This is a genomic window from Mycobacterium szulgai (genome assembly GCF_002116635.1).
GTDB lineage: Bacteria > Actinomycetota > Actinomycetes > Mycobacteriales > Mycobacteriaceae > Mycobacterium > Mycobacterium szulgai.
Genome location: NZ_LQPW01000031.1, coordinates 86,224 through 102,750, shown reverse-complemented (window position 1 = coordinate 102,750; position 16,527 = coordinate 86,224). Strand labels below are relative to the sequence as shown.

Sequence of the window (16,527 nt, the reverse complement as noted above, 5' to 3'; positions counted from 1 at the left end):
AAACACGCACGCTCGCCCGTCCGGCGGCCACTAGCGCCTGCGGCTCTTCTTGCGCGGCGGCGGCAGCGCGCCCTCGGCGCGCAGCCGGGCCGCATGCTCGGCGAGCGCGTCAACCAGCGGACCCACCGCCGCGGTCTCGGGCTGGACGTCCACCCGCAAGCCGAACTCGGCGGCGGTTTCGGCGGTCTTGGGACCTATGCAGGCGATGATGGTGCGCGCGTGCGGCTTGCCGGCGATACCGACCAGGTTGCGCACCGTGGAGCTGGAGGTGAAGCACACCGCGTCGAAGCCACCCGTCTTGATCATCTCCCGGGTGCTCGCCGGCGGCGGGGCGGCCCGCACGGTCCGATAGGCGGTGACGTCCTCGATCTCCCAGCCGCGCTCGCGCAACCCCTCGGCAAGCGTCTCGGTGGCAATGTCGGCCCGCGGCAACAGGACTCGGTTCACCGGGTCGAAAATGCTGTCATAGGGCGGGAATTCGTCGAGCAGACCCATCGAGGACTGCTCCCCGGACGGCACCAGCTCGGGGCTGATCCCGAAGGCGCGGACCCGGTCCGCCGTCGACTCGCCAACACAGGCGATCTTCACCCCGGAGAAGGCCCGCGCGTCCAGACCGAACTCGCCGAACTTCTCCCACACCGCGCGCACCGCGTTGGTCGAGGTGAACACCACCCACTGGAAACGGCCATCCACCAAGCCCTTGACGGCGCGTTCCATCTGCGCGGGACTGCGCGGCGGCTCGACGGCGATGGTCGGCACCTCGATGGGCAGCGCGCCGTAGGACGTCAGCCGGTCGCTCATCTCGCCGGCCTGGTCCTTGGTGCGCGGCACCAGCACGGTCCAGCCGTACAGCGCCCGGCTCTCCCACCAGTTCAGCTTCGCGCGGCTGGCCACCGTCTTGCCGATGGTCACCACCAGTGACCCGGTCTGGGGTTCCCGGGTGGGATCGGTGCTGGTCAGGATGGCGGGGTCGGTAAGTCCCTGCAGCGTGGTTTCGACGGAGCGCTGCTGGCAGGTAGTGCCCTGCGCGGTCACCACGCACGGAGTGGTCTCGGCCAGCTCGTGGTCGATCAGGGTGCGGGCAGCGTCGGCCAGATGCGATGCGGTGGCCTGCAGGATCAGCGGGCCGGGCGCGGCGGCCAGCGCCTCCCAGTCCACCTCCCCGCGCACGTCGGCAACGGTGTGCGACGAGCCCAGCGGCAAGCCCGCATAGGTCGGCACCGCGCTGGTTGCGGCCAGTCCGGGCACGATCTCGATGTGCATGTGGCTGCGCGCTACAGCGTTCACCTCGGTGATCACCGCGTCGACCGATAGCGGATCACCGGCGACCAGCCGCACGACGTCAGCGCCGGAACGGGCCTCAGCGGTCAGCGTCTTGGCGACCTCGGCGGGATCGCCCAGCGCCGGACGGATGTCGGGGCCGCCGGACACCACCGCGGAGGCGGTCTCCGTGTCAGACGGTGTACCGGCCGCCGCGTCGCCGCTGCCGGCCGGGGGCGCCGCGGGCGCTGGGCCGGAAACCGGCGGCAGGTCCTTGCCGATCAGCGCCAAGACCGCCTCGGGCACGTCAGGGTCGGTAAAGACCAGGGCAGCATTCGCCAGCACCGTGGCGGCCCGGGTAGTCAGTAGACCGGGGTCGCCAGGACCAGAACCCACGAAAGTAATGTGGCCCGGCCTCGGCTTACGCCCTCGCGTCATCATTGTCGCTCCCACGTCTCACTCGACACTTCCTGCAGCGGGGTCTTGTCGCGATCCCCGCATCAGCTCCCGGGCGCCCAGTTCGAACAGTTCCGCGGCGACGGAGAGCCCTAGCTCCCGTGCCCGACCGGAAGTGCCGATACCGGACGCGCGAATCACATCGGATCCGTCCAGCGCCGCCACGCAACCGCGCAGCGACAGCTCTTCAAAGACCCGCCCCTCCTCATCGATGGACTCGACCACTTCAGCGATCGCACCCACCGGTGCCGAGCAACCGGCCTCCAGTTCGGCGAGCAGGGTTCGCTCCGCAGTGACCGCCGCGCGAGTGTCGGCGTCGTCCAACTCCGCCAACACTGCCGCCAGGCCGGCATCGCCGGCTCGGCATTCGACCGCGAGCGCGCCTTGAGCCGGTGCTGGCAACATCTGCACCGGCTCCAGCGTCTCGGTGACGTCCGCGAGGCGGCCCAGCCGGGCGAGACCTGCCCGGGCCACCACGATGGCGTCAAGATCACCACTGCTTACCCTGTTCAACCTGGTATCTAGGTTGCCTCGTAGGGGGCGGATTTCCAAACCGAGACCCAATGCCCTAAGCTGTGCGGCCCGCCGCGGCGAGGATGTTCCCACCAGCGAACCAACCGGCAACTCCCCGAGTACCAGCCCATCCCGGGCGACAAGGGCGTCGCGGGGGTCGCTGCGCGGCGGTATGGCCGCGATGGTGAACCTCGGGTCGGCCGCTGTTGGCAAATCCTTGTGCGAATGCACAGCCACGTCGACGCGGCCGTCCTCGATGGCCTCGCGCAAGGCGGTTGTGAAGACGCCCACACCGAGGTCGGCGATGGGTGCCGACGAGCGATCGCCCACTGTGCTGATGATCACCAATTCCGCGGGGTGGCCATTGGCGATGAGGGCGTCTCTGACGGTCGCGGCCTGGGTGGTGGCAAGCAGGCTGCCCCGGGTGCCTATCCGGATCACATGGGCCAATCAGTTACTCGGCGGACTGCTCAGGACTGTCGAATCCGCTTGCTATGACGGGTAAATCGCCGGCGGCGACGGCGGCTACGGAGTCGATGGCAGTTTGGTCCAATTCGAATAGTTCACGCAGCGCCTCGGCATAGCTGTCGCCGCCGGGGGCACTGGCGAGTTGCTTGATCCGCACCGTGGGTGCGTGCAGCAGCTTGTCGACCACCCGTCGCACTGTGCGGGCCACCTCTTCGCGGTGGGCACTCTCCAGCCCGGGCAGCCGGTTGTCCAGACGCAGCAATTCCGCTTCGACCACGTCGGCGGCGCGCTGGCGAAGTGCGGTCACAGTCGGAGTGACCTCGGCCATCCGCTGTCCCGCCAGGTAGGTAGCAACTTCGGCGGCCACGATGTGGCGGGCGGCGTCCACGTCGGCCGCCGCGGCGTGGGCAGAGGGTTCGTGTTGCACCCGGTCGACATCGATCACGCGCACGCCTGGCAGCCCGGCCACCGCCGGATCGACGTCGCGCGGCATGCCCAGGTCGCAGATCACCAGCGGGCGAATCGCTTCGTTGCGCTGTGCGGCGGCAAGCGCGTGGTGCACGTCGGCCAGTGACACCACCGGGCTCACCGCCCCGGTACAGCTGACCACCACATCGGCATCGGCCAACGCGTCGGCCAAGCGGTCCAGTGTGGTCGCCTCGGCGGCCGTGCCGGATTCGCGGATTTTGCGCGCTAGCCGCTGGGCCCGGGACAACGAGCGGTTGAGCACGTGGACGTGTCCGATGCCGGCCCGGGTCAAATGTGCCGCCGAGAGGGCCCCCATTGCGCCTGCGCCGACGATCACCGCGGTTTTACCGCTCAGGCCGCCCAGCTTGCGCTCGGCCATTGCCAGGGCGACGGACACCACCGAGGCACCGGCGGCGTCGATGGCGGTTTCCGAATGCACCCGCTTGCCGACGGAAAGCGCTCGCTGTGCCAACTCGTGCAGCACCCGGCCCACGGTGCGGTTGGCCTCGGCGCTCGCGTAGGCGCGGCGCACCTGCCCCAGCACCTGCTGTTCGCCGACGACGGCGGAATCCAGACCGCTGGCTACCGCGAACAGATGTTCGACGGCCGCTTCGCTGTAGCGGACGTAGGCATGCTGGGTCAGGTCACCCATGGTCAGACCGGAGTACTCCGACAACACCTGTCCAATGACCGCCAGCCCGCCGTGGAACGCGTCCACCACGGCATACACCTCGACCCGGTTGCACGTCGACAACACCATGGCCTCGGTTACCAGCGGGGATTGCAGCACCCGGTCGACGATCTTGACCTGATCGGACTCATCGATGCTGAGTTGTTCCAGGACGGAGACCGGCGCACTACGGTGCGAAACCCCGAAGAGCAGGATGCTCACGGCAGCATCACCTGGCCAGCTCCCTTGGTTGAGTGAACTGGTATCTACGGTAGACGGTAGTCAGCGGGCCTACCAAATACCGGTTCAGGCCAGATCCGCGCGCAACCGAACCTCGTCGACCTCCCAATAGCTGTGCTCACGGCCGTTGAGCAGGATCACGGGAAGGCGGTCGCCGAACTCGGCCCGAATTTCGGGTTTGCCGGCCGCCGCTGCCGCGTCGACGTCGGTCTCCGACAGGTCAAAGCCCAGCTCAGCGGCCAATTCAGCCAGCTGGGCGTATACCCGCTGACAGATCGCACACCCGTCGCGCGTCAGCAGTTCCACTTGCGGCCGGCTCATGGGCACCAGTGTGGCATTTCTCATTCCGACTGAATTGCGGCGGTGTTGGGCCACCATTACGTTGCCGCTGTGGTTGCTGGGTTGCGCGTAGATCCGCAAGTGATGCACGGCTTTTCCGATGCGCTGCGCGGTGCCGCCGAGGACCTGCGGAATCGGCTGACCGACCTCGACGGTGACGTCAGCGCGGTGCTGGCCGGATGGCATGGCGCGTCGGGCAGCGCCTACGCCTCGGCCTGGGAGCTGTGGCATCGCGGGGCCGGCGAGGTCCAGCTGGGGCTGTCCATCCTCGCGGAGGCATTAGCCCGCGCCGGCAACGGCTACCAGCAGAACGAGGCAGCCGCTCGGCAAGCTGTGCGGGCAGTTGCCGATGTCTGAGGCCTTTCGGGTAGATCCGCAAGCGTTGGCCGACGCGGTGCAGCAGATGGCCGAATTCACCCGTCACGCCGAGAGCATGATTACCGAAATCGATTCGCTGATAAGCAATTTGCACGCGGCGTGGTCCGGTGAAGCCGCAGCGGCCCATGCCGAAGCGCACCGGCACTGGGCCGCCGGCGAGGAGATGATGCGCGCGGCTTTGAGTCGGTTGCGGGCAGCAGGTGAGACCGCGCACACCAACTACACCGGCGCGATGTCGACGAATTTGGCTATGTGGTCATGACCCGATGGCGCCGCTAACAGTAGACCCCGCTGCGCTGGACGGCGCGGGCGCCGCGGTGGTTTCGGCCGGTGAGAGTGTAGGTTCGGTAATTTCGGCTTTGACTGCGGCACTGGCGGGTTGTGCGGGCATGGCCGGCGACGATCCAGTCGGCGCGAGGTTGGGCCGCAGCTATGACCTCTCGGCATCGAGGCTCGTCGAGGCGATGGTCACGACTCGCAACGGAGTGTGCGGCCTCGGGGATGGCGTGCGCGTATCGGCGCACAATTACTCACTGGCCGAAGCACTCTCCGATGTCAGCGGTCGCGGCGCTCCCCTTGCGGCACCGCCACTGACGACGGGTTTCTCGGCGGGCCACGCGCCGTCATCCGTAGGTACGACCATAGGTCCGCCACCAGGCTGGGGTTGTGTGGCGCGGTATATCGGAATGATTTGGCCCACAGGCAATTCGGGAAGACTGCGAGCCGCTGCCGCGGCATGGACTGCGGCGGGCACCGAGTTCGCACTCGCCGAAATCGAGGTCACGGGCCCTCCGATGCAGGTCATTCGCGGCCAGCAGATGCCGGAGGGCCCGGCCATTGAGGCTGCCATTTCCGACGCTTACGCAAGCACCACCGCGGTCGTGCAACAGTGTCGGACACTGGCGACCCACCTCACCAATTACGCGGACCGACTTGACGTCGTGCACGCCGCGGTCCTGGATCTATTGGCACGCATTTGCGACCCGATGACCGGGTTCAAAGAAGTGTGGGACGTCCTGACCGGCGAAGACGAAGACGAAATCCGGAGGATCGCCAACGACATCTGCACGGTCATCGAGAACTTCGCCGCCGAGGCCGATGCGCTGCGAGCCCAGATCGCAGCGGTGATACCAGCGGCTGCCATGGCCGCGAGCAGGGTGCTCGGGTATGCCCCCAAGGGGTGGGGCCTTGCATTCACCGGATTGGGACAGCGCTTAGAAGGCATCGGCGAGGAGGCCTTCGGGGTGGTCAAAGGACTCGCGGAGATCAGCCAGCCGCGGGCGCTTCTCGATCCAGTCGGCTACCTCAAATCGCTGGGGCAGGTGGAGAGCGGGTTATTGCCGCTAGTCGGGGCGGGCGGCGAGCACGGTCCAGGTGTGTCGGAGGCCTGGAAAGAGTTGGGTAAAGGGGTTGCCCACTGGGACGAGTGGAAGACCAATCCGTTTAAGGCGCTTGGGGAGACCGAGTTCGATCTGGCAACGCTGCTGCTGCCCGGCGGTCCGGTGTCGAAACTGGCCGACAGGTCTCGCCGACTCGTCGGAAGCCTGCGGAAGCCGCCATCGGAACTGCTGCCGGAGCCGAAGGTTGGTGTCGCACCCCCCAAGCCACCAGTTGAGAGCCCGCCTGAGGTAAGACCACCCGAGGCAAGACCACCCGAGGCAAAACCGCCCGAGGCCAGACCGCCGAAATCCGACGTTCCGGCTCCCACTGGTAAGCCGGAGCCCGCGCCACCCGGGGCTGCTTCGCCGCACAGCCCAACCGAATCCAAACCACAGGCAGCCGCGAAGGCTCCTACTGCCGTGTCGCCCAAACCAGCGGATGCGCCGCCGGAGTCGCATCCAGCGCCGCATGGATTGGGGACTCCGGCTGACGAACACTTGCCATCGCCGCCCCCCCGTACTTCCGAGACGGTCTCTCCGCCCGCTTTGACGCCACCTAACGAGTATCCCGCCGCATCCGCCCCTGCCGGAGCACACTCATCGCAGCCTGGAGGCGCAGTTTCAGCGTCGCAAATGCCGCCTCCGGCTTCGAGGCTCGCGCCCATTGAGCCGCCCGATCCAGTACCCAATGGCGCGAACGGAACACTAAATAGCCATCCAACCGAAGCATCGGCGCCGCCGGCGACTGCCGCACCGGCCGGTGGAAGCGAACCAAACTTCCCTGTCGCCGGCGGCGAATGTTCATCGCCAGTAACTAGATTGACCTCGGAAGATCTCTTCGCACTTGCTGATTACACTGGATCCGGTTACCAGGAACTAAACACAGCGCTGAGGAGCGGTGCGTTGGAATCATCTCACCAGACTCGCATTAGTGCCCTGATGAAAGCATTGGACAAATTGCCACCCCACAATGGCCTGGTTGTGCGAGGAACAAATTTACCAGCCGACGTGCTTGCGCGATATCAATCGGGGGGAATTATTACAGAGGAGACGTTTATAAGCACCACAACAAATCCTGCAGTAGCGGCATCACCAGTGTTTGCCGGTAACGTAGAATTTAGGATTATGTCCATCTCAGGACGAGACGTCTCGTCAGTATCGATGTATCCCGAGGAGCAAGAAATTTTATTTCCGCCAGGTACGCAATTCTATATTGCAAGCAAGACGTTAGATCCGGAGACGGGCAGAACAATCATTGAAATGATTGAGCGCTAGCTCAGATAAATTAACTATTCTTCGAACGCGATAGGAGTTATGGTGAGCGAGAGGATCGCTGGAAAGATTTTTTCTACGCCTGAAGAGGCTGGTGTCACACCGCCGACGGAAGAAGAACTAATTCACGCGCGAAAGCTTTTCGACGACTTTCAGAGAAAGGTCGACGCCGTACCCCCCGAAGACCGTCTGACGGAGATCTCGCCAAAGTTTTGGGACGACATCTCGGGTACTGAATATGAAAATCCGAACCGCAATAACGCCTGACGCGTTGACTTCAACTGAGGCAAGACGCACCTACGAAGCAGCGCCTGATTAACTAATTAGTGCTTATGACTTTCGGGGGCACTCCTGCCCGGTAACACCTACGTCAACGAGTGGCCGCCCTGCGCCGGTGATCCACCGTTCTGAGAAAGCAGCAGCTGCGCGGGACCCAGCTCCGCGCTCACCGAGCGCGGACACACTCGTACCGTTGCGACGGTATCCGGCCGGCATTACGTTGTCACTGTGGCTGTGGAATCGACGCCTTCATAAAGAATTTGCTTGTATATATTCTAGCTCTCCGTTAAGGTGCGCAAACGTGAAGTGGCTTGTATTGTCACTCTAGTGAGTATTTCTTGGGCTGCTTCTGCGCGGAAGACCGACCTCTTTCGAGTAGAACCTTGAAGATCTAATAAACAGCCCCTCTCCGCTAAGTAGCGATCCGGATCGGTCGTCTGATCCAGTCGCTCGCCACCTTATGGGTAACGCGCGTCAATCATGTTGATCAGAACATGAGTTTGAGCAATCCTAAATCCTTCACCTACGCATATCCTAACCAGAAGCCATATATAGCAGGTGGTCCAGACCGTCACCACTAAGTGATTGAACGCGAAGCTGACCAATGGAATGCCAGTACGAATCATCTTCAGATCCCGGACTGGGTCGAGCTCCTCGCGATTTCAGCAGCTCACCCGATAACTGCACCAAATTTCCAAGCGCAAGAAAAGCCCACACTTCCGTGAGATGCAAGGCAACATACGAAATTCTCTAATTGATCTCCCAAACCGCAGCTGCGAAGCTCAGGGGTACTCCTGACCGACGCACAATTGCGCCGGCGCCAAGCCAAAGAAAGACGATCTCGTGAACTACTCGTTGTTGCCGCCGGAAATCAACTCGGCGCGGATGTACGGCGGCGCGGGCTCGGACTCGCTTTTTGCTGCGGCAGCAGGCTGGGACGGGCTGGCTGCAGAACTGAATGCGGCGGCTGCGTCGTTCAGGTCGACAACGTCGGGTCTGGCCGGTGGCGTTTGGCAGGGTCCCGCGTCGGTGGCGATGGCTGCCGCGGCCGAACCCTACGCACAATTACTGAGTGCGACTGGGGCAAAGGCCGAGCTGGCTGCCGTACAGGCGCGTGCTGCGGCGAACGTATTCGAGGCAGCGCTGTCAGCCATGGTGCATCCGGGTGCCGTGAGCGCCAACCGCATTCGGCTGGTGTCGCTGGCAATGTCGAACATATTCGGCCTGAACGCCCCGGCGATAGCGGCCGTTGAAGCCGCTTACGAAGGAATGTGGGCGCAGGACGCGGCGGCGATGGCGGGATATCACGCCAGCGCCTCGGCGGTGGTTGGGCAGCTGGCGGCCTGGCAGCAAGCCACGCAAAGCGTCAATTGGGGTATCGGCAACATCGGCGACAAGAATCTGGGCAGCGGCAACACCGGAAACAGCAACATCGGCAACGGAAACTACGGCAGCAGCAACGTGGGCAGCGGAAACGGAAACGTTTTCGTTGACGGCCAGACGTCAAGTTTCAATGTGGGCAGCGGTAATACCGGCAATTACAACTTCGGCAACGGAAACGGCGGCTTCAACGGCGCCCTGGGCAGCTTCAATGTCGGGAGCGGAAACCTCGGCAACTCCAACTTCGGTGGCGGCAACTTCGGCGACCACAACACCGGCTTCGGCAACTTCGGCAACTGGAACGTCGGCCTCGGAAACGGCGGGCCCAACGCAGGATTGCAGGCCTCATCTGGCAACGCGAACGTAGGTATTGGCAACGGTGGTAACAACAACTTCGGTGGTGGCAACACCGGCGACGCCAACATCGGCTTCGGAAACATCGGCAACAGCAACTTCGGGTTCGGAAATACCGGAAACGGCAACTTCGGCTTTGGCAACACTGGCCACGGCAACATCGGCATCGGACTCACCGGCGATAATCAGATCGGCTTCGGCGGCCTGAACTCGGGCAGCGGAAATATCGGCTTCGGCAACTCGGGTACCAACAACGTCGGGTTCTTCAACTCTGGCAACGGCAATTTCGGTGTGGGGAACTCAGGCGTGACCAACACCGGCCTGTGGAATTCAGGCAACATAAACACCGGCATCGGGAACTCCGGTCTGGTCAACACCGGTTTAGGAAACGCTCAAGTCGTTAATACCGGGTTCGGAAACTCCGGAGGCGTCAACACCGGGTTTGCGAATTCTGGGGACTACAACACAGGCAACTTCAACAGCGGCGACTTCAACACGGGCAGCTTCAATTCGGGGTTGTTCAACTCCGGCAGCCAGAACGGAGGCGATTACAACACCGGGTTTTCTAATTCCGGTTACGGGAACACAGGGTTGGGGAACTCGGGCCAGATCAACACAGGCGGCTTCAACTCAGGGGCCCTGAACACCGGTTTTGGCAAATTGGGCGACGGCACAGATCCCAACTCGGGGTTCGGGAACACCGGCATCGGAAATTCGGGCTTCAATAACTCCGGGACCGGAAATTCTGGGATTGGAAACTCAAGTCCCATGTTCGACTCTTTCAACTTTACGAACTCCGGAATTCACAACTTGGGGCAGTCGCTGACAGGCCTCAACAACACGGCTGCGATATCTTCGGGATTCGGTAACGTCGGCCTCGGTGTGACCGGAATTCGTTGGGGCTCTGGATTCGCGAACACGGGTTTCAACCAGTCGGGTTTCGGCAATTATAGCCTTGATTTCAGCTCGGCTATCGCCGCTCAATCGGGCCTCGGCAACTTAGGTTTGTCCGATTCGGGCGCCTTTAACGCACTCGACCAAGTCTCAGGCTTCTTGCACCGGAACGCTTCGTAGAATCGCTCCCTGCAGATTTGCGGCAAGCCAGGACTCGAACTGCTCAAGGGTGTAGCCGGCGCTGCCCACCATCAGCTCGTAGATGACCGGGCTGGCCAGTGCCCATGCGGTATCCGCGGCCTGTTGTCGGGGAAGTTGCAGCGCCTCGTCGGGGATGGTGGACAGCAGCTCTTGGAATGTTCCGCGGCGCAGTACCTGTAGCTCCTGCCATTCTTCTGCGATCGCCTTATCGACGGCAGCTCCTTCGCGATAGGCCTGCCACGCCAGCGCTGAGCGCTTGGCAATGATGCAGAACCATGTCGCAATCTGAGCCAGGGTGCCGGCGGGCGTGTCTGGATGAAATTGAGCCGCATAGTACTTCGGCGATGGCGTCGCACCTGGGGTAAGGGTGCTGAACAGATATGCGCGCAGCAGCGCGCGTTTGCTGCCCCAAGCCAGGTAGAGCGTCTGCACAGTAACCCCGGCACGTTCGGCGATGCGGTTGACGGTGGCCGCGACATAGCCGACTCGAGCAAATTCTTCGGCAGCGGCCTCCAGTAGCAGTCTGCGGGTCTCGGCGCGTGAGGCGGCCCCGGCTTCGCGCAACCGGGTCGTATTGCGAGGCCGCTTGCTCTCCACCCGGCCTAGCCTACCCGAAAAGATTTTAGTGGAACTAAAATAGATTAGAGTGCTACTCTAATGCGATGTAATCAGGCGAAACGCATGTGGGAACCGCTGCACGGTAGCTATCCGATGGGTGACGAGCGGGCACCGATCCAGTGCGCAAGGAGGGTTGGAGGCGGTATGGAGCTTTATCAGCTGCGTTATTTCCAGACGGTCGCAGACGTCGGCACGCTGCGTGATGCCGCTGAGCGGCTGGCGGTGTCCCAGTCGACGGTCAGCCGGGCCATCGCCATGCTCGAATCCGAGATCGGGGTCGAACTATTCACCCGGTGCGGGCGGGGCAATGAACTCAACCGGTTTGGACAAGCGTTCCTGAGGGCAAGTCGAACTGCGCAGCGCAGCCTCGAGACGGCCGTTTCCGACGTCCGCCAGCTTGCCGGTGTCGACAGCGGCACCGTGGCACTGGGATTCTTGGTATCACTCGGCGCTGCGACCGTGCCCCGCTTGATCCGCCGTCATCATGAGCACCATCCCTGGTCGCGCTTCATATTGCGGCAAGGCTCCGGACCCACACTTGTCGAAGACCTGACCAAGGGCGTAATCGACGTCTGCCTCAGCTATCCCATGGCGTTCGACGAGGCGCCGGGCGTGAAATGGCGCAACCTGTTCACCCAGCAGCTCTACGCCGTGGTCGACCGGCAGCATCCGCTGGCTCACCGAGACGTGATCGGCTTCGAAGAACTTGCTGGACAACAGTTTGTTGCCCTCGACCGAGGTCACACGCTACGCAGGATCTTTGACGACGCTTGCATGCGCCATTCGATCACGCCGACGATCGCCTTCGAGGGAACTGACCTCACCACGTTGCGCGGCTTGATTGCTGCGCGGCTGGGAGTCGCTGTGCTGCCCAAAGCAGCCGCGCCGACTCCCGGCGTCGTCGAGATAGCGGTCGATGATCAGCAACTGGTGCGACCGATCGCGATCGGCTGGATGGCCAACAGGTATCTGCCTCCATCCGGAGCCGCCTTCCGCGACAGTGTGATCGAGTCTTGCGGGTTGCCGGAACGCGATGCTACGGGTCCCGCGCGTCGCATCGCGGGCTGAAACCGGCTGCGGATTTAGGAGTTAACATGACGTCGCAGTATCCAATCTACGACCGTCCGTGGAAGCGTCCCGGCGCCACTCGGTATGCGGCGGCCCGTCTTCGCAAGATCCTTCGTCCACCCGTGCGGGTGGCGGCAGCTCCGGCCGATCTCGTGGTAGAGCGCGACGTAGCAGTCCACCTGCGCGACGGTGTGGTGCTGCGGATCAACGTCTATCGGCCTCATGGCGAGGGGCCGTTCCCGGTCCTCCTCGCGGCCCACCCATACGGGAAGGACAATTGTCCCAAACGCAGGGGGCGCCGATGGAGCCTCAACCCGCAGTTTCGCATCATGCGTCAGACCGCCCCATTCGACATCTCCGACCAAACCAGTTGGGAGGCACCTGATCCGGTCTGGTGGCTGGCCCAGGGATACGCGGTGGTCAACGCTGATCTGCGCGGCGCCGGCCGCTCGGAGGGCGCCGGAGCCCTCCTATCCGATCAGGAAGCCCAAGATGTCTACGAGCTAGTCGAGTGGGCCGGCGCTCAGCGGTGGTCTAGCGGCAGCGTCGGCATGCTTGGCGTGTCCTACCTGGCCATATCGCAGTACAAGGCGGCCGCGCTGGCCCCACCTAGCCTGAAGGCGATTTGTCCGTGGGAAGGTCTCACCGACGCCTACCGCGACCTATTCACTCCGGGCGGAGTCGTCGAAAGCGGATTCTCCAGAATCTGGCAGGCCGCTATCAAACACACCATGCGCACCACCGAAGACCTTGGCGTGCAACGCAAGACGCACCCGCTTCACGACCAGTGGTGGCAGTCGCTGATACCCGACCTCGGCAAGATCGAGATCCCGATGCTCGTCTGCGCCAGCTTCTCGGACAACAACCTGCACAGTCGTGGATCCTTCCGCGCATTCGAACAGGTAGGTGCAACAGAAAAATTCGTCTATACCCACCGTGATGGAAAGTGGGCCACCTTCTACGGCGACGACGCCCGCCTGGCTCAGCTCGCCTTCTTCGAGCGCTACCTCAAACACCGGGATGTGCCTGAGCCGCCTCGGGTTCGGCTCGAGGTGCGTGAACGCGGCGACGTCATTTCCGAGGTGCGCACCGAGCAGGAGTGGCCGCTGGCGCGCACGCAATGGCGTGATCTCTACCTCGCCGAAGATGGGCACCTTGGCACCTCGGCACCGACGGTGGACGGATCTGTCACCTTTCGTACCCGGCGGCGCGCGGCGGCATTCACCTTCCCCGTGGAGACGGATCTCGAACTCACGGGCCCGATGAGCCTGGCCCTGTGGGTGTCAGTCGAAGGCGCCGACGATGTAACGCTGTTTGTCGGAGTCGAGAAATGGGTTGGCGACCAATGGATTCCGTTCGAAGGATCTTATGGCTTCGGGCGCGATCGAGTGGCGACGGGATGGCAACGCGCGTCTTTGCGTGAAATCAATACGCAGCAGTCCACTGAATACGAGCCAGTACACACTTTCCGACGACAGCAACCCCTTTCGCCCGGCGAAATCGTTCCCGTCGAAGTCGCGCTCGGGCCATCCGCCACTGTCTTTCACGCCGGCGACCGCATCCGCCTTCTGGTTGCGGGCCGACAGCTCGCCCCACGCAATCCCCTGTACGGCGCTTTCCCGGCTCTGTACGTGCCGGGCCCGCCGGCGCGTTGCACCCTGCACTGGGGAGCACAGCGGCCTGCACGGCTGCGGGTGCCTGTCATCCCGGCATAGCACACACTCGCCCGTCCCCCATCGAATCGATTTCATCATCTTCGTCTCCGTAAAATACGGTTCGCATTAGATTGTTCGGTTCATAGTTGACATCTATCGCCTCACAATAGATTCGAATTGATTAGCAGTTGCAGCAGTAGGGACATACTACTTACTCTTGCCATGCCCGCGATCAGCACCGCCAATGATTACGCGTTCGGCAGTTCCGGGCTGGAGATCTGATATTGCCCGGGAATCGACGTGAAATTTGAGGTGTAGCATTTTCCACGGCCGTCATGCCCCCGTCATCGCGCTATTGTCGAATGCGCTCGTAGGAAAAACGAAATGACGGCCGGAATGTGGATGGGTTCGCCGCCGGAAATGCATTCGGCGTTGCTTACTGCCGGTCCGGGCCCGGCACCGCTGATGGCCGCCGCCGCGGAATGGTCGTCGCTGAGCGCCGAGTATGCGGCGGCGGCCGAGGAACTCACCACGGTGCTAGCCGCGATGACCGCCGACGCATGGCAAGGACCAAGCAGTGAGATCTGCGAGGCGGCATACACGCCGTATCTGGCGTGGCTGATGCAGGCCGGCGCCGATAGCGCGGTTACTGCTGCCGCTCACGACATTGCCGCTACGGCCTACGTCACTGCGGTCGCGGCGATGCCGACGTTGGGCGAGTTGGCGGCCAACCATGCCACCCACGCGGCGCTGGTCGGCACGAACTTCTTTGGCATCAACACCATCCCCATCGCACTCAATGAAGCCGACTACGTGCGAATGTGGATCCAAGCCGCCGCCACCATGAGCGCCTATGAGGCCGTCAGTGCCGCTGCGCTAGCCTCAGCACCGCATACCGCCCCGGCACCTATCATTATCAAATCCACGGCCGCTATCGTCCATAGCATTACTGCCGCTGCTACCCTCACGCCAATTGAGCAATTTTTGCAGGCATTATTAGTATTTCTGCTGCAAGAAGCGATAGACCTTTTTCTATTGGTGGGATACTCATTGGTGGCGATCATATTTTCGCCGATCCTTGTCGTTGAGGCTTTGCTGATACTCTTGTCCGGTGACCTTGCCGATGCACTTGCATTGCTGCATGTTGTCTACATGCTTTGGGATTTGGTTGCCAGTGTGGCTTTCCAGGTCTTGATAAATCCCTTCTTGTTCGCCGACGCGGTTATTGAATGGATCCTCGGTGGCGGTCTTAATTTGGGCGCTGCGTCGGCCGTAGCAAGTCCTTTCGCGGCAACGCCTGCCGGTTCGATTGCGGGGACTGCGGCCGTTGCGCCAGCGGCATCAGCGGCGACGGTTGGGTGCGCGTCCGCAGCGCCGGCGTCGGCGGTGTCTGTTGTTCGCACCGCTGGGCTAATAGGTTTTGCCGGGTCCCAGGCTCACGGGAGCGTGGCGCCAGCTGGCGGCTTGGCCACGATCGGTGGTTGCGATGGGTTTGGCGGCACAACACCGGTGCCGATGCTGCCGAGCAGTTGGGAGGCGGCTGCGCCATAAATCGTTCACAGCGAATTCGGCATTCACCGAGCAGGACGCGAGCATCACGGACTCCGCAGCAATGACCATGAATCAGCGAGCGGCCGGATTCGCCCTCGCCGATGCCGGCACCGCCACCGGCACAATGACCACCGCGCGTTCCCGGCACTAAAGAGCAACCCGGCCCGCACGGCCACGGGTGCCTGTCATCCCGCATAACGCGCCGTCAGACCGCCCGTCGGAAAATGAGTGCCCGGGCGCGCGGGCGGAACTTGGGCGTCGGCAAGAACTCAACTCGCATCTGTGGGTCCGCCGCCTTTCCGAGGGCGGCAAAGGCCGACTTGCTGTAAGCACGCAGATGGCTGATGAGCGCGTCATGCATGACCGCACGTGCGGCGGCGAGCGGTCGCACCCGCACCGCGATGATGGGCAGGATAAGAAGCGGCACCAGTAACAGGCCTAGAGATGGCCACCGCATGAGGTCGACGATGAGGAAGGTCTTGCCGACGCGAGTGGCCTCGGCGATCGCCCTGGCTGCGACCGACGGCGGCAGGTGATGGAAGGCATAGGCGAATACGACCAGGTCGTAGCTGTTGTCGGGATCGTCGATATTGGTGGCGTCAACGACCTTCGTTCGCGCGCGCGGGTTGCGACCCAGTGGCCCGCTGGCAACGTTATGCACGGAATGCGGGTCCAAGTCGGTAATGGTGAGCTCAGCGGTCGGGTGCAATCGCAGAATCTGCTCGGAAAGACGGCCATGACCGGCGCCCAGTTCGAGGATGCGGGGCTTGTCGATCCCGGCGACAAGATTGACTACGTAACCAGCGATCGTCTCGTGTGTGCCATTGCGCGTGCCCATGTCATCCAGCGCGGTGACAACGAACTGCTTGGTTTCGTCAGGTACGTCGTAGCGATCGGTGTATTCCAATACGTCGGTTTGCAGCCGACGGTCCAGCCAGGACGAGTCTGGGCCGCCGCGGGGCATCGAATCGATCGCAAAGGCCGCGGGTGTGGTCATGAGTTAAGCGTCCCCGCAACGCGCCAAGGCGTCTAGTAGAAGCTTTTGAACCAACCGTTGCACCCAGCGAAAGCAATGAAAGGTCTG

Annotated in this window: 14 protein-coding genes; 8 read left to right on the top strand and 6 right to left on the bottom strand. The window is 63.0% G+C overall.

The features are described 5' to 3' along the window. Positions 1-30 precede the first annotated feature (30 nt). The 4 genes from AWC27_RS07585 to AWC27_RS07570 all read right to left on the bottom strand — a co-directional run bounded on the left by AWC27_RS07585 (position 31) and on the right by AWC27_RS07570 (position 4,396). A complete protein-coding gene (locus AWC27_RS07585) occupies positions 31-1,698 on the bottom strand; it encodes a bifunctional uroporphyrinogen-III C-methyltransferase/uroporphyrinogen-III synthase (RefSeq protein ID WP_139836824.1) in 1,668 nt (555 codons plus the stop codon). A gap of 18 nt (positions 1,699-1,716) precedes the next feature. Continuing rightward, positions 1,717-2,670: a hydroxymethylbilane synthase gene (hemC, locus tag AWC27_RS07580; RefSeq protein ID WP_085669914.1), complete on the bottom strand. Its 954-nt coding sequence runs from the start codon at positions 2,668-2,670 to the stop codon at positions 1,717-1,719. Positions 2,671-2,683: 13 nt separating this feature from the next. Then, a complete protein-coding gene (locus AWC27_RS07575) occupies positions 2,684-4,057 on the bottom strand; it encodes a glutamyl-tRNA reductase (protein WP_085669913.1) in 1,374 nt (457 codons plus the stop codon). An 84-nt stretch (positions 4,058-4,141) separates the two neighbouring features. Then, positions 4,142-4,396, bottom strand: a complete 255-nt coding sequence (locus AWC27_RS07570) for a glutaredoxin family protein (RefSeq protein ID WP_372516827.1) — start codon at positions 4,394-4,396, stop codon at positions 4,142-4,144. Between the two features lie 69 nt (positions 4,397-4,465). Here AWC27_RS07570 and AWC27_RS07565 point away from each other — a divergent pair, with 69 nt between their 5' ends. The 5 genes from AWC27_RS07565 to AWC27_RS07545 all read left to right on the top strand — a co-directional run bounded on the left by AWC27_RS07565 (position 4,466) and on the right by AWC27_RS07545 (position 10,530). Further along, a complete protein-coding gene (locus tag AWC27_RS07565) occupies positions 4,466-4,771 on the top strand; it encodes a WXG100 family type VII secretion target (RefSeq protein WP_085670063.1) in 306 nt (101 codons plus the stop codon). Next, the gene (locus AWC27_RS07560; RefSeq protein ID WP_085669911.1) at positions 4,764-5,054 is read left to right on the top strand and encodes a WXG100 family type VII secretion target; all 291 of its coding nucleotides are present in this window, start codon (positions 4,764-4,766) and stop codon (positions 5,052-5,054) included. The genes AWC27_RS07565 and AWC27_RS07560 overlap by 8 nt, the downstream gene beginning before the upstream one ends. Positions 5,055-5,058: 4 nt before the next feature. Next, a complete protein-coding gene (locus AWC27_RS07555) occupies positions 5,059-7,446 on the top strand; it encodes an ADP-ribosyltransferase (protein WP_085669910.1) in 2,388 nt (795 codons plus the stop codon). A 42-nt stretch (positions 7,447-7,488) separates the two neighbouring features. Then, the gene (locus tag AWC27_RS07550) at positions 7,489-7,710 is read left to right on the top strand and encodes a hypothetical protein (RefSeq protein WP_085670062.1); all 222 of its coding nucleotides are present in this window, start codon (positions 7,489-7,491) and stop codon (positions 7,708-7,710) included. An 897-nt stretch (positions 7,711-8,607) separates the two neighbouring features. Beyond that, complete coding sequence (locus AWC27_RS07545) at positions 8,608-10,530, top strand: PPE family protein (protein WP_085670061.1); 1,923 nt, start codon at positions 8,608-8,610, stop codon at positions 10,528-10,530. Here AWC27_RS07545 and AWC27_RS07540 read toward each other — a convergent pair. After that, positions 10,501-11,148: a TetR/AcrR family transcriptional regulator gene (locus tag AWC27_RS07540; protein WP_085669909.1), complete on the bottom strand. Its 648-nt coding sequence runs from the start codon at positions 11,146-11,148 to the stop codon at positions 10,501-10,503. The genes AWC27_RS07545 and AWC27_RS07540 overlap by 30 nt on opposite strands. A gap of 165 nt (positions 11,149-11,313) precedes the next feature. Between AWC27_RS07540 and AWC27_RS07535 the strand changes: the two genes are divergently transcribed. The 3 genes from AWC27_RS07535 (at position 11,314) to AWC27_RS32640 (ending at position 15,443) form a co-directional block, all read left to right on the top strand. Then, complete coding sequence (locus AWC27_RS07535; protein WP_085669908.1) at positions 11,314-12,237, top strand: LysR family transcriptional regulator; 924 nt, start codon at positions 11,314-11,316, stop codon at positions 12,235-12,237. Positions 12,238-12,263: 26 nt separating this feature from the next. After that, the gene (locus tag AWC27_RS07530; RefSeq protein WP_085669907.1) at positions 12,264-13,952 is read left to right on the top strand and encodes a CocE/NonD family hydrolase; all 1,689 of its coding nucleotides are present in this window, start codon (positions 12,264-12,266) and stop codon (positions 13,950-13,952) included. A 324-nt stretch (positions 13,953-14,276) separates the two neighbouring features. Continuing rightward, positions 14,277-15,443, top strand: coding sequence for a PPE family protein (locus AWC27_RS32640; RefSeq protein WP_085669906.1), 1,167 nt, complete (start codon positions 14,277-14,279; stop codon positions 15,441-15,443). Between the two features lie 205 nt (positions 15,444-15,648). Here AWC27_RS32640 and AWC27_RS07520 read toward each other — a convergent pair whose 3' ends face one another. Further along, positions 15,649-16,440 carry a class I SAM-dependent methyltransferase gene (locus AWC27_RS07520; protein ID WP_085669905.1) on the bottom strand — a complete coding sequence of 264 codons (792 nt, stop codon included), beginning with the start codon at positions 16,438-16,440 and terminating at the stop codon, positions 15,649-15,651. Positions 16,441-16,527 lie beyond the last annotated feature (87 nt).